Here is an 11,728-nt window from a genome sequence, read left to right on the forward strand (position 1 = left end):
CCAGTGATCGTGATCGCAGCGTTGGTGACCGGGCTGATCATCGGCATCATCATCGCCGGCCTCGCCGCTCGCACCCGCCAGCTCGACGAGGACGAGCGGGCCGGCACTGCCTGGCGGGACCTGCTCGCCCTCGCGCAGGACTGCGCCGACCCGGCCCACACCGCCCGGCTGATGCGCGAGGCCGGGCACATCTGGGACCGTTGGACGCCGGACGGCATGCACCTCGAGGTCCTCGACCGCGCCCGGACCGCCGGCGGCGAACTGACCCCGACGTACGCGCACCGGCTGGTCGACGCGATCGCCACCGGCCGGCCGGTGGACCTGTCCGGCTGCTGGGTGCCCCCGGACATCCGCGGCCGGCTGCGCGCGATCCTCGCCGGCGCCGCCGACCGGACCACCACGCTGCCCGACCGGTACGCCGCCGGCGGCCCGGTGACCACCACCCCGCCGCTCACCGGCGAGCACCGGGTGATCCGGCCGAGGTCCAGCGATGGATGAGACGACCACGTGCCAGGACTGCGGGCGGATCCTGCGCACCCCGGAGAGCCGGCGGCGCGGCCGCGGCCCGGTGTGCGACGCGAAGACCCGCCCGAGCCCGCCCGCGCTGCCCGGCCTCACCGGCCGGCCGGGTAGCGCCGGCCAGCCCGGCCCGGACCTGCTCGCCGACGTCGACCAGCAGGCCGAGGACGAGGACGGCCCGCGATGAAGACGCCGCGCTACTGCCCGGCCTGGGACCCGGACCCGGACGTCCCGCCGGACTACAGCGGCCGCGAGACGTGCCGCAACTGCCACCGGGTGGGCGAGGCCAGCGACGCCGGCCACACCGCCCCCGCACCGCCCCCCGGCCCGAAGCCGATGCCGGCGGCGCTCGCCGCGGCCGCCCGGGCCCGCGACGCCGCAGTGCTCGGCGAGACAGACCGAGAGGAGTACCGGTGAACGACCGCATGACCGACGCCCAGCTGCGCGCCGCGGCGGCGCGCCGGCCGAACTACGCGACCTATCCGGAGTACCGGCCGGGCCAGCCGGAGCGCCTAGCCCCGTACTGGCGAGGCGGGGAACACGCGGCCCCGGCGATCCCCGACCCGGGTCGGGGCCTATCGCCCGTCGCCCGGGTCATGGCGGGCCTGGACGCCCGGGCGCCCCGACCGGTCGGTCTCCTCGAGTCCGCGCTGCCGATGTCGGATCTGGAGGCGGCCGCGCTGCGGGATGCCATCAAGGCCAAGGTGGCGGAGGGCTTGAAGCTGGCCGTTCTGCCCCCGTCGCCGGTGTTCGAGTTCCAACCACACCGGTCGTCGGGCCGGCCGTGGTGGCGGCCGCGGTGGAACTGGGCGGTCATGCCGGCCAAGGGCCCAACCGCGTGGGGCTACTGCTGGACCGAGGCCGGCGCCCGCCGTCGGACCGCCCGGGCCACCCGGAAGGCGGAGCGGCGTGGCTGACAAGACCGCGATCGAGTGGACCGACGCCACGTGGAACCCGGTGACCGGGTGCACGAAGGTGTCCCCGGGCTGCGATCACTGCTACGCCGAGACGTTCGCCGAGCGGTTCCGGGGCAAGCCGGGCCACTACTTCGAGCGCGGCTTCGACCTGGTGGCGCGCCCGGCCAAGCTGGACCTGCCGCTGCGGTGGACGCGCCCCCGCCGGATCTTCGTCAACTCCATGAGCGACCTGTTCCACGACCAGGTGCCCACGGAGTACATCGCCGCGGTGTTCGCGGTGATGGGCCTCGCCGGCCGGCACACCTTCCAGCTGCTGACCAAGCGGCACGGCCGGATGCGGGCGCTGCTAAACAGCGCCGACTTCCGCGAGGCCGTGGCCGAGCAGGCCAGCGACCTGATCGGGTCCCGGCCGTGGCGCCGGGACCAGCTCAGCGTGGACGGCTGGACGGCCACGCCGCGTCCAGCTCGCTGCTCGGCGCGCGGGACGCTCACCGAGGCCGGCACGCTGTGGTCGCCGCCGTGGCCGCTGCCGAACGTCTGGGTGGGCGTCTCGGTGGAGGACCAGAAGCGGGCGAACGTGAGGGTGCCGGCGCTGCAGAGCACGCCGGCCGCCGTACGGTGGCTGTCCTGCGAGCCGCTACTCGGCCCCGTCGACCTGTCCAGCTGGCTGCCCCGGCTGTTCGAACGTCAGCAGGGCGGCTACTGGCTCTACGGGCCCGAGACCGACGTGTACGGCAACGGCAAGCAGTGGATGCCCGGCCTGGCTCTCCATTGGGTGGTCGTCGGCGGGGAGTCCGGCCGGCAGGCGCGGCCGATGCACCCGGACTGGGCACGACAGCTGCGGGACCAGTGCAACAAGGCAGGGGTCCCCTTCTTCTTCAAGCAGTGGGGCGAGTGGGCGCCGCTCGGCCCGCTCTACGAGCAGACCGACGACGACCCGGAGGCGGACGAGGCGCGGATGGAGGCCGCCGCCCTGGAGCTCAACGGCGTGCGGGTGGCCGAGATGGAGCGGTCCGGCTACGTGGTCGACGGCCACCAGGCCGGCGACTCGCGCACCTGGCTGATGGCCCGGCTCGGCAAGCGGCAGGCCGGCCGCGAGCTGGACGGCTGGACCTGGGACCACTACCCGATCGCCGCGATCGGCGGGGAGGCCGGCCGTGGCTGACCAGGTGCTGCCCGGCTACCAGGGCTGGCGGCAGGTGCCGCCCGGGCTGTACTCCAAGACGCAGCTGGCCGACCTCGACCTTCCCCGGGTACCGGGCGGGCCGGTCCGCGCCTACGTGGAGACACGCGACTGGCGGTACAAGAAGACCACCGTCCAGCTGTACCGGCTCGCCGAGTCGCTGCCGTCGCCGGCGACGGCCGGCCAACTCGAGGCGGCCCGCCGCCGCGGCGGCACCGGCCGGGTCTGCGACGGCTGCGGCGCCCGCCCCGACCGGCCCGTGGCCGGCGGGCTGTGCCCGGCGTGCGCCCGGATCGAGCGGCTGCGCGACGCGGTGACCATGGTTCGCCGCGATCGTGCCGCCGAGGTGCGGTGGGCGCGCGACGTCCTCACGCCGGAGCTCGTGCCGGCCACGGTGTTGCGCATCGTCCAGGTGCTGAGGCCTCCGGCACCGTCCGGCCGGCAGAACCAGGAACCGGTGGCGCTGCGCGTCGACGCCGTGGACACGACCGGCCGGCGGCTGCTCGACACGACCATCCGGCTGGCCGGTGCGCGGGTCAAGGCGGTGCCGGCCGACGCGGTCCCGGCCGACGATGTCACCGACCAGGTGCGGGCGGCGTTCGCCGCTCCGGTGATCGTCACCTGGTACGAGCGGGGGACGTGGCTGCTGCGCGACCTCTACGGGATCGAGCCGCCCGAGGGCTGGTACGGCGGCAACCCGAACGCGCTGTCCCTGCGGGCGGCGCGGTGGCGTGGCGAGGTCGACCCGGACACCCTCCAGCTGCGCTCGGCGATCGACCCGGGCACCGCCGAGCGGATGCTGCTGCTCCTGCGCCGCATGGCCGACACCGACCTGCCCGAGACCGGAGCGGCGCCGTGATCCGGCCTGGGGAGTGGGCAGTGGCCAGCGTGGTGCTCGGCCGGCCGGTGCCGGTCGCCGAGCGGTACCCGCACATCTGCGGGGTGACCGTCCACGCCACCCGCTCCGGCACCCCGTACCGCTACAGCGGCCGCGACTGCGCGGCCTGCCACGAGCAGCTCGCGAAGGACCATGGCGGCCGCGCGGCCGTCTCGCACACCGCACGATCGGAGACACCCTGATGCAGATCAGCCTGGACGCCGAGCAGGTCCAGCTGCTCGCCGCGGTCGAGCAGAAGCGGGTCCACAGCGACCCCCGCTACACCAACCCGGACTTCGAGAAGAATCCCGAGTTCCCGTTCGGCCAGCGCAAGGCGACCCAGCGGCTGCGGCCGTTGAAGAAGGCCCGCCTGGTGGAGCTGGTGCCGGAGGACGAGGCCGGCCCGTACGGCGTGCGCCCCTACAAGCTGACCGCCCGCGGCGAGCAGGTCCTGGCCGAGGTGCGCGAGCAGGAGGCCGCCGCCCGGGCCGAGGCCGGCGCCTGATGGCCACCACCACGGCGCCCGCCATCACCACCCGGGCGCAATACGAGGTGCTGCGGTTGTTCGCCTGCCGCAAGACCGACCAGCAGATCGCCGACCAGCTCAAGCTGGGGCGGAACGTGGTCACGCCGATCATCAACGACCTGACCGGCGGCGACCACGGGATCGCCGCCGGGCTGGTGGCCGCGTACGAGAACCGGGCCCGCGCGGTGGCGGCCGCGCAGGGCAAGCCGGGCGTGCCCGGTGTCCCCCGCATCACCACGGTGCCGCCAGCCGGCACCCTGCGCCCGCCCGCGGCCGCGCCGGCGGTGGCCCGGGCGACGGACGTCCTGGCCGACCTGCTCGCCGCCGCGTCGGCATCGCCGCACCAGCGGACCCGCTCGCTGGGCGCGAAGCTGTCCGCCCTGGCCGAGGACCTACGCACCCGGCTGGCCGACGAGCGCCGAGCGGCCGAGGCCGCCGAGGCCGCCGCCCGCGCCAAGGCCGAGGCGCAACGCCGGGTGGACGAGCTGGCCGCCGAGCTGGCCAAGGCCCGCGCGCAGCTGCGCGCCGCCGGCGGCGGCCAGCCCGCCCGCCGGGACGCCGGGAAGAACGACAAGCCCGTCGGCGACGTCCCGGCCAAGACCGTCCGCGCGTGGGCCCGGGAGAACGGCATCGAGGTGCCGGCGCTCGGCCGGATCCCGCACGACGTGATGGACGCCTACCGACAGCACCACGCGAAGGAGCAGTGAGCGATGGCCACCAAGCTGAAGGCGACCCTGCCGAAGTGGGAGGACAACGGCCTAGCCGCGATCCGGCAGCAGCTGCTGGAGTACCCCGAGGGCCAGCACGTGGCCATCGTGGTGCTCGACTGCGTGCGGATCCAGCACGACGTGGTCGACGGCGACCTGGAGGCCACCCCGACGGTCCGGATCCTGCGGATCGAGCCGGAGACCGACCCGGACGAAGCGGCCCGGCTGCTCGCCCACGCCAAGCGGCTGACCGACAAGCGGATCCCGCCGCCGGTGAAGCCGGACCCGCTGCCGGGCATGGACCTGCGCGACGGCACCGGCGTCCAGGTCAGCGGCCTGCGCTCGGTGGGCCGCCCTGACGAGCCCGACGAGCCACCGGATCCACCGGCCGGGTAGACCGGGCAACCGTCCGCTCTGCTGTTCCAACCCTCCGGCGCGGCTGCCTTGTTGGTGGCCGCGCCGCTCCGTACCGGGAGATCCATTGACCATGATCGCTAAGGCGGGCGTCTAAGTGGCGTGGCTGAAGTCCAGCGACAACAGCAACCAGCACCCGGCGGTGCTGGCCCCGCTGGCGTGGGACAAGGGCCCGGACGACGACCTGGACGGCTGGGAGCTGCGCCTCCCGGCCGTCGCCGGTCTCGCCTGGCTGTGCGCCACCTACTCCGCCGGGCAGGAGACCGACTACGTGGTCCCCGACGCCACCGTGGCCCTCTACGGCGGCCCGCAGTGGCGGCGCCTCGCCGACTGGGTGGCCCGCGCCGGCCTCTGGACCCGCGTCGCCGGCGGCTGGCTGCTCACCGACGACTCCGAACACCTGTTCCACATCCGCCTGAAGGCCGAGATCGAGTGGGAGCGCCAGCGCAAGAACGACAACGGCAACCCCGCCCTGACCATCCCGGTCCGACTGCGCGACGGCGACGCCTGCCGCTACTGCGGCCGCGTCGTCAACTGGGACGCCCGCAAGGGCGGCCTCGCCGGCACCTACGACCACCGCACGCCCGGCCGCGGCGCCCAGGGCCCCGATGACCTGGTCGTCGCCTGCAACCAGTGCAACGGCCGCCGCGGCCGCGACCCACACCCGGAGCGGTGGCAGCTGCTACCCGCCCCGGGCCAGCCGTACTACGGCGAGATCACCGTGACCCACCTCGCCAAGCACGGCTACGAGGTGCCGCTCAGCACCACCCCGCGACCCTCCGGCCTGCCCGGCGGACCCCGCATCACCGACCCGCGACCCGGCGACCAGCCGGACCACGCACCCGAGCACCCTCGGCGACCCGGCACCCGGCCGGACCACGCCACCGGCGACCCGGCACCCGGCCGGACCACGCCCACCCACCGTGACCCGGCCACCAGCCGGACACCACACCCCAGCGCGACCCCGCCACCGGGACACCGCGCACAGCGCGACGCGGCCCGCGACCGCACCCCGCGCACAACCCCGGCCCAAGATCAACGGACCGGCCGATCATCGGCCGATCCGGCAGACACCCAGCCTCCAGGATCTGGAAAGCCCGGGTCGGGTCGGGACGGGTCGGGCGCTCCACCCCGACCACCCCACCACCGCAAGCGTGGTAGGCGAGGCCGCGGTGGACGACCTCACCAGCCACCACGACCAGACCAACCCGAGGACCACCGCCATGGCTGACCCCACCCACCACCAGCACCACACCCAGACAGCTGCCGTGCCGCGTCCCCAGCGTCCCTGCGACACCTGCCGCCGGCCGGTGCCCGACGGCGTGTGCCCGGACCATCCGCGCGACCGAGGCGGGTACCGACCGGGCCGGCCCGACCTGGCGCTGCGCCGGCGCACCGCCCGGCTGTTCCGCGCGATCCTGGCGACCGGGCCTCGCTGCGCGTACTGCCAACTGGTGCGGGCCACCACCGTCGACCACGTGCACCCGCTCAGCCGGCGCGACGTCGAGCCGGACCCATCGCTGCCCCGCTACCTGCCGGCCTGCCGCCCGTGCAACACGAGCAAGGGCGACCGCACGTTGATCGAGTGGGTGGCGACCGGACTCGCGCCGGCCGGTGCCCGCGAGGTGCTGGAGGGTCGCTGCACGTGAAGGCAATGACTGTCGTCAATGTCCGTTTTTTCCCAACAACGGGGCGGGCGGAAGATCCGCGTACCTCCAAAAAACTCTTGTGTACGGTGTGCCGAAACCTGGCCCGACCTGCGCAAACACTGACCGCGAGGGGGTGTCTTGGTGTCGAATCCAAAGCCGATTGAGGACCGCCAGCGGCGCAATTTGCCCGACGTCATCGACAATTCTCCGCCGCCCGGCCTGCAACCGCCGCCGGCGCCGTCGTTCCTGGCGCCAGCGCTGCTCGCCACCTGGGACGGCCTGTGGACGTCGCCGGTGGCGCGGCTGCTCGACCCGGTGAGTGACCTGCCGGCGGTGACCAGGCTGTTCCGGCTGTACGTGCTCGGCGAGCAGCTGGACGACGCGGTGGCCGCGCACATGGACGCCCACCTGGACGCGCTGACCCGACCGGGCGGGGAGGACGCCAGCGACGGCCAGGGCGACGGGCACGCCTTCAACGACAAGCTGCTGGCGATGCGGCTGCGGGTGGCCAGTGAGACGCGGCTGATCGAGGCGCAGCTGGGCCTGTCGCCGCGGTCCCGGCTGGCGCTCGGCCTGGCGCTCGCCGCCGGGAAGAAGGCGGCCGGCAGCCTCGACGACATCGCGGACGACGCCAATGACTGAGCGACTGACCAATCGACCGCACGTCACGCTGGATGACGCCCCCGCCGTGATCAGCCGCGTTCTGCGCGAGCACCTGCCCGCCATCGGTCAAGCCCTGGCCGAGGTATGGCCCGCCGACGGGTGGCGGCACGAGGCCGACGTGTACGCCGAAGCCGGGCAGACACAGCCGGCGTGGGCTGACTCCGAGGCGCTCGGGCTGTGCCCGATGGTCTGCCCGGACCACCAGCGGCACTGCGACGCCGGCGACGGCGGCCACCCGGGCCGGCACGCGTGCAGCCTGTGCGAGCACTGGAGACCGCGCCGCCCGGGCGGCCCCTGGGTGGTCGTGATCGGCGAGGGCGGGCGCCACCATGACGGCTGACCGACCGGGCTACTACGACACCGACCCGCGGATGGCGTGGCTGGCCGAGGTCGACCCGCGGTTCCTGGCGAAGCTGACCGAGCGCAACGGCCCGGTCCCGCCGCCGGAGCGGACCCTCGGCCCGCAGTGGTGCCGGTGGATCGAGCGCAACTGCGTCATGGGTGAGGGCGACGCGTACGGCCGGCCGGTGCGGATGGCGCCGTGGCAGCGGGCTCTGTTCTGGAAACTCGGCGAGATCCGCGACGACCTCAGCCGCCGCTTCGCCTTCGCGCTGATCTCGCTGGCCAAGGGGTCGGGGAAGAGCCCGATCGGCGGGTGGATCGGCTCGCTCGACCTCGCCGGACCGAGCGTCGCCTGCCGGGGCACCGACGCCAAGGGCGAACCGTGCCCGAAGTGCGACGGCGGGTGGCTGCCCGACGGCACCCCGCACGCCGTGCGGCGGACGTCGCCGGACGTGCTCAACATGGCCAGTTCGTACGAGCAAGCCGACCTGATCCTGGACGAGATGCGGGTGACCTTCTCCGAGGGTCCGCTGGCGGAGTTCGCCCGGGCGATGAAGGGCCTGGTGGAGCTGAAGGGCAGCCGCGGCAAGGCCCGCCGGATCCCGGCCACCCCGAAGAAGGCGGACGGGTCCAAGGCCACCACGCTGCTGGCCGACGAGGTCCACGAGATGGTGTCGGAGCGGCAGGAGAACGCCTACGACGTCGCCGCCGGCGGTACGGCGAAGCGGGAGGACGGTCTGGTCGTCATGCTCTCCACCGCCGGCTTCGACCTGAACACCCTGTTCGGCCGTCAGGTCGCCCGCGGCCTGGCCGGCGAGTTCGGTGAGGACGAGTTCTTCCTGTACCTCCAGGCGGACGAGACGCTCAACCCGCTGGACGACGACGACGTGGCCGAGGGCATCCGGCAGGCCAACCCCCTCGCGGCGTGCGGGATCGCGAACGTCGCCGCGCTGGTGCGCAAGTTCCGGGGCATGCCGCTGTTCCGGGCGAAGCGCTACTACTGGAACCAGTGGACCAACAGCGACGAGTCGTGGCTGCCCGCCGGCGCCTGGGACGCCTGCCAGGCCAAGCCCGGCCGCGAGATGGTCGTCGACCCGTCGCTGCCGACGTGGGTCGGCGCGGACATGGCCCTGAAGCGGGACAGCGCCGCCGTGGTGGTGCTCCAGCGTCGCCCGGACGGGCTGCTGCAGGCGTCGTCGCGGATCTGGTTCCCCGACGGCGGCCTGGTCCCGCAAGAGGAGTGCGACGAGTACATCCGCTCCGTGTGCGCCAGCCACAACGTCCAGTGGGTGGCGGCGGATGAGGCGTGGTGGCCGACCCTGGTCAACCTGGAGCGTGGTGACGAAGAGCAGGGCATCCCGCCGCTGCCGATCTTCCGGATGCCGCAGCAGGGCCGCAACATGGTCATCGCCTACGCACAGACGTACCGGGTGATCGTGCACCGGCTACTGGTGCACGACGGCGCTCCTGACTTCGCTGATCAAATTGCCTCCGCCGCTCCGCATTCCAGCGATCGTGGTTGGACGTTGAAGAAAGGGAAGGCCAAGCGGCGGATCGACTCCTGCCCGGCGCTCGCCGGCGCGGTGTTCGCGACGACGATCCCGGCGGAGGAGATCGAGAAGCCGCTGCCGCGTAGCCAGGTGTTCTGAGATGAGGGCCATGACGAAGCGACTCACCGCCGCGGCCGGGTGTGCCCGGCGGGCGATCGGCGCGGGCTGGTCCCTCGCCGCGCAGCTCGCCGGCGCCGGCGCGGCACTGGCCGGGCTCTACCTGCTGACCGGCCTGGCGGTCACCCTGTGCGTCGGCGGCCTGGCGCTGCTGACCGTCGGCACGCTCGGCGAGCTGGCCGACCAGCCAGCGCGGAAGGGCGGCAACTGATGGGGCTCGGGCGGCTGCTCAACCGGTCCACCAAGTACGTGGCCACGAACACCCAGACCGGCGAGGTGCAGACGTTCACCATCGTGGACAACATCGCCCCGGACTGGCCGAGCTCCACCTACCGCGGCGGCATGGGCATCCCGGGCGGCTGGCGGGCGGCGGTGCTGCTGTCGGACCTGCTCGGCGAGGTGCCCTGGGACGCCTACCGCTCGCTGGGCGGCGACACGATCGACAAGCTGACTCCGACGCCGCTGCTGCTCGAGCAGCCGAACCCGCCCGACACCCGGATGACCACCTTCTCCAGCTGGGGCCTGGACCTGATCTGGCACGGCAACGCCATCGGCGTGATCGCCGCCCGCAACCACCGCAACATGCCGACCGCCGCCATCGCGGTGCCGGCCGACCAGGTGGGCGTGCGGCGGATCACCGAGCCGTGGCAGTCGTCCAGCCTGCCGGTCGGCGCGATCGAGTACAACATCGGCACACTGACCCTCGGCTCCCACGACGTCGTCCACATCAAGGGCCCGTGCGCGCCGGGCGCGTTGCGCGGGATGGGCGTGCTCGAGGCGCACCTCAACAGCCTGAACCTGGCCCACGAGCAGAACCGGCAGGCCCGGTCCCTGTCGCAGCACGGCGTGCCCACCGGCTTCCTCAAGTCCGAGAACCCCGACCTCACCGAGGACGAGGCCAAGAAGGCGAAGGCCAAGTGGCTGGAGGCCCAGCGGGACCGCACCATCGCGGTGCTCAACGCGACCACGTCGTTCGAGCCGCTGTCGTGGAACCCGGAAGAGCTGCAGCTGGTGGAGGCCCGCCGGTTCACCCTCACCGAGCTGGAGCTGATATTCGGTCTGCCGGTCGGGTGGCTCGGCGGGCAGAACAGCGCCCGCCAGTACTCCAACATCGAGCAGGACGCGGTGAACCTGCTGAAGTTCTCCCTCGGCGGGCACCTGGCCCGGTTCGAGCAGACGCTGTCGCTGCACATGCCGCGCGGCACCGTCGCCAAGGCCAACCTCGACGCGGTGCTGCGCGCGGACACCCTGACCCGCTACCAGGCGTACGCCATCGGCCTGAAGAACGAGTTCCTCGACGCGGACGAGGTGCGTCGGATGGAGAACCGTCGGCCGCTGCCCCGCCCGGCCAAGCCACCCGCTCCGCCGGCGCCCGGCCCGGGCGCCGGCGACGACACCGATCCGGAGGACCAGCCATGACGTCGACCAGCGACCAGACCACGCCCGCCAAGCCCGCCAAGGCCACGAGGGCGGCCGCGAAGTGCCGGGTGGAGGACTGCCGGCGCAAGCCGACCACCCGCGGGCTCTGCCCGGCCCACTGGCAGACCCACCGCGGCCTGGCCACCCCAAAGGAGGACAGCCCCGATGCCTGACCTGCTGCACCGGTCGTTCACCCCGGACCTCGAGGTCCGGTCCGGTGGTGACGGCCGCACCATCTACGGCATCGCCGTGCCGTGGGCGTCCCCCCAACGCATCGACGACTCCCTGGTGGAGCAGTTCGCCCGGGGCGCCTTCAACCACCAGCTGCGCGCGGCGAACCGGGTCCGGTTCTCCCGCGAGCACGTCACCCTCGGCGGGTCGCTGATCGGTCGGATGGCGCTGATGCGCGACGACGCCGCCGGGCTGTACGTCGAGCTGCGCGCCAGCAAGACGCCACTCGGGGACGAGACGCTGGAGCTGGTGCGCGACGGCGCGCTGCGGGACCTGTCGATCGGGTTCCGCGAGCGGCAGAACCGCCGCCTGCCGGCCGGCATCCTGGAGCGGGTCACCGCAGATCTGGCGGAGGTCGCGGTGGTGGTGGAGGGCGCCTACGGCGAGCTGGCCACCGCGGCGGGCGTCCGCTCCGCCGGCGGGACGACGTCGGCGGAGTGCACCCGGCCGTGCTGCCGCGCGGCCGGGCTCGAGGAGGCCCGCCTGGTCCTCGCCGGCCTGCCAGCTCTGTCGTGACTCGCCGCCGCCGGTCGGCGGCGAGTCCACCACCAACCCGGTACATTCGATCTCAGTTCGACACCGACACCCCGGTATCGGCCGCCGCACCTCCGCCG

19 protein-coding genes are annotated in these 11,728 nt (G+C 73.7%); all 19 read left to right on the forward strand.

The features are described 5' to 3' along the window. Positions 1-9: 9 nt before the first annotated feature. The 19 genes from AC1WTP_RS09980 (at position 10) to AC1WTP_RS10070 (ending at position 11,630) form a co-directional block, all read left to right on the forward strand. Entirely contained in the window at positions 10-498 is a 489-nt protein-coding gene (locus AC1WTP_RS09980; protein ID WP_481648927.1) for a hypothetical protein, read from the forward strand. Continuing rightward, positions 491-706, forward strand: coding sequence for a DUF6011 domain-containing protein (locus tag AC1WTP_RS09985; RefSeq protein WP_481648928.1), 216 nt, complete (start codon positions 491-493; stop codon positions 704-706). Before AC1WTP_RS09980 ends, AC1WTP_RS09985 begins: the two co-directional genes overlap by 8 nt. Further along, complete coding sequence (locus tag AC1WTP_RS09990) at positions 703-936, forward strand: hypothetical protein (RefSeq protein ID WP_481648929.1); 234 nt, start codon at positions 703-705, stop codon at positions 934-936. Before AC1WTP_RS09985 ends, AC1WTP_RS09990 begins: the two co-directional genes overlap by 4 nt. Continuing rightward, positions 933-1,436 (forward strand): hypothetical protein, encoded by a 504-nt coding sequence (locus tag AC1WTP_RS09995; RefSeq protein WP_481648930.1) that lies wholly within the window; start codon positions 933-935, stop codon positions 1,434-1,436. Before AC1WTP_RS09990 ends, AC1WTP_RS09995 begins: the two co-directional genes overlap by 4 nt. Continuing rightward, entirely contained in the window at positions 1,429-2,601 is a 1,173-nt protein-coding gene (locus AC1WTP_RS10000; protein WP_481648931.1) for a DUF5131 family protein, read from the forward strand. Before AC1WTP_RS09995 ends, AC1WTP_RS10000 begins: the two co-directional genes overlap by 8 nt. Beyond that, entirely contained in the window at positions 2,594-3,478 is an 885-nt protein-coding gene (locus AC1WTP_RS10005; RefSeq protein ID WP_481648932.1) for a hypothetical protein, read from the forward strand. The genes AC1WTP_RS10000 and AC1WTP_RS10005 overlap by 8 nt, the downstream gene beginning before the upstream one ends. Before the next feature lie 20 nt (positions 3,479-3,498). Beyond that, entirely contained in the window at positions 3,499-3,699 is a 201-nt protein-coding gene (locus tag AC1WTP_RS10010; RefSeq protein ID WP_481648933.1) for a hypothetical protein, read from the forward strand. Further along, positions 3,699-4,001, forward strand: coding sequence for a hypothetical protein (locus AC1WTP_RS10015; protein ID WP_481648934.1), 303 nt, complete (start codon positions 3,699-3,701; stop codon positions 3,999-4,001). The genes AC1WTP_RS10010 and AC1WTP_RS10015 overlap by 1 nt, the downstream gene beginning before the upstream one ends. Beyond that, a complete protein-coding gene (locus tag AC1WTP_RS10020; RefSeq protein WP_481648935.1) occupies positions 4,001-4,729 on the forward strand; it encodes an Lsr2 family DNA-binding protein in 729 nt (242 codons plus the stop codon). The genes AC1WTP_RS10015 and AC1WTP_RS10020 overlap by 1 nt, the downstream gene beginning before the upstream one ends. A 3-nt stretch (positions 4,730-4,732) precedes the next feature. Continuing rightward, positions 4,733-5,125 (forward strand): hypothetical protein, encoded by a 393-nt coding sequence (locus AC1WTP_RS10025; RefSeq protein ID WP_481648936.1) that lies wholly within the window; start codon positions 4,733-4,735, stop codon positions 5,123-5,125. Positions 5,126-5,240: 115 nt separating this feature from the next. Next, positions 5,241-6,374, forward strand: coding sequence for an HNH endonuclease (locus tag AC1WTP_RS10030; protein WP_481648937.1), 1,134 nt, complete (start codon positions 5,241-5,243; stop codon positions 6,372-6,374). Further along, positions 6,367-6,792 (forward strand): hypothetical protein, encoded by a 426-nt coding sequence (locus AC1WTP_RS10035; RefSeq protein ID WP_481648938.1) that lies wholly within the window; start codon positions 6,367-6,369, stop codon positions 6,790-6,792. Before AC1WTP_RS10030 ends, AC1WTP_RS10035 begins: the two co-directional genes overlap by 8 nt. Positions 6,793-6,933: 141 nt before the next feature. Then, a complete protein-coding gene (locus AC1WTP_RS10040; RefSeq protein ID WP_481648939.1) occupies positions 6,934-7,434 on the forward strand; it encodes a hypothetical protein in 501 nt (166 codons plus the stop codon). Continuing rightward, positions 7,427-7,795, forward strand: coding sequence for a hypothetical protein (locus AC1WTP_RS10045; RefSeq protein ID WP_481648940.1), 369 nt, complete (start codon positions 7,427-7,429; stop codon positions 7,793-7,795). Before AC1WTP_RS10040 ends, AC1WTP_RS10045 begins: the two co-directional genes overlap by 8 nt. Beyond that, positions 7,785-9,446: a hypothetical protein gene (locus AC1WTP_RS10050; RefSeq protein WP_481648941.1), complete on the forward strand. Its 1,662-nt coding sequence runs from the start codon at positions 7,785-7,787 to the stop codon at positions 9,444-9,446. Before AC1WTP_RS10045 ends, AC1WTP_RS10050 begins: the two co-directional genes overlap by 11 nt. A 10-nt stretch (positions 9,447-9,456) precedes the next feature. Continuing rightward, positions 9,457-9,675 carry a hypothetical protein gene (locus AC1WTP_RS10055; RefSeq protein ID WP_481648942.1) on the forward strand — a complete coding sequence of 73 codons (219 nt, stop codon included), beginning with the start codon at positions 9,457-9,459 and terminating at the stop codon, positions 9,673-9,675. After that, entirely contained in the window at positions 9,675-10,883 is a 1,209-nt protein-coding gene (locus AC1WTP_RS10060; RefSeq protein WP_481648943.1) for a phage portal protein, read from the forward strand. Before AC1WTP_RS10055 ends, AC1WTP_RS10060 begins: the two co-directional genes overlap by 1 nt. Beyond that, complete coding sequence (locus tag AC1WTP_RS10065; protein WP_481648944.1) at positions 10,880-11,056, forward strand: hypothetical protein; 177 nt, start codon at positions 10,880-10,882, stop codon at positions 11,054-11,056. Before AC1WTP_RS10060 ends, AC1WTP_RS10065 begins: the two co-directional genes overlap by 4 nt. Beyond that, positions 11,049-11,630: an HK97 family phage prohead protease gene (locus tag AC1WTP_RS10070; RefSeq protein WP_481648945.1), complete on the forward strand. Its 582-nt coding sequence runs from the start codon at positions 11,049-11,051 to the stop codon at positions 11,628-11,630. Before AC1WTP_RS10065 ends, AC1WTP_RS10070 begins: the two co-directional genes overlap by 8 nt. Positions 11,631-11,728: the final 98 nt, after the last annotated feature.

It is taken from the genome of Micromonospora sp. R311 (genome assembly GCF_056780015.1).

Coding starts and splice junctions, on each gene's coding strand:
- AC1WTP_RS09985 (WP_481648928.1), top strand. CDS start 491: ATGGATGAGACGACCACGTGCCAGGACTGCGGGCGGATCCTGCGCACC.
- AC1WTP_RS09990 (WP_481648929.1), top strand. CDS start 703: ATGAAGACGCCGCGCTACTGCCCGGCCTGGGACCCGGACCCGGACGTC.
- AC1WTP_RS10015 (WP_481648934.1), top strand. CDS start 3,699: ATGCAGATCAGCCTGGACGCCGAGCAGGTCCAGCTGCTCGCCGCGGTC.
- AC1WTP_RS10020 (WP_481648935.1), top strand. CDS start 4,001: ATGGCCACCACCACGGCGCCCGCCATCACCACCCGGGCGCAATACGAG.
- AC1WTP_RS10025 (WP_481648936.1), top strand. CDS start 4,733: ATGGCCACCAAGCTGAAGGCGACCCTGCCGAAGTGGGAGGACAACGGC.
- AC1WTP_RS10035 (WP_481648938.1), top strand. CDS start 6,367: ATGGCTGACCCCACCCACCACCAGCACCACACCCAGACAGCTGCCGTG.
- AC1WTP_RS10045 (WP_481648940.1), top strand. CDS start 7,427: ATGACTGAGCGACTGACCAATCGACCGCACGTCACGCTGGATGACGCC.
- AC1WTP_RS10050 (WP_481648941.1), top strand. CDS start 7,785: ATGACGGCTGACCGACCGGGCTACTACGACACCGACCCGCGGATGGCG.
- AC1WTP_RS10055 (WP_481648942.1), top strand. CDS start 9,457: ATGACGAAGCGACTCACCGCCGCGGCCGGGTGTGCCCGGCGGGCGATC.
- AC1WTP_RS10060 (WP_481648943.1), top strand. CDS start 9,675: ATGGGGCTCGGGCGGCTGCTCAACCGGTCCACCAAGTACGTGGCCACG.
- AC1WTP_RS10065 (WP_481648944.1), top strand. CDS start 10,880: ATGACGTCGACCAGCGACCAGACCACGCCCGCCAAGCCCGCCAAGGCC.
- AC1WTP_RS10070 (WP_481648945.1), top strand. CDS start 11,049: ATGCCTGACCTGCTGCACCGGTCGTTCACCCCGGACCTCGAGGTCCGG.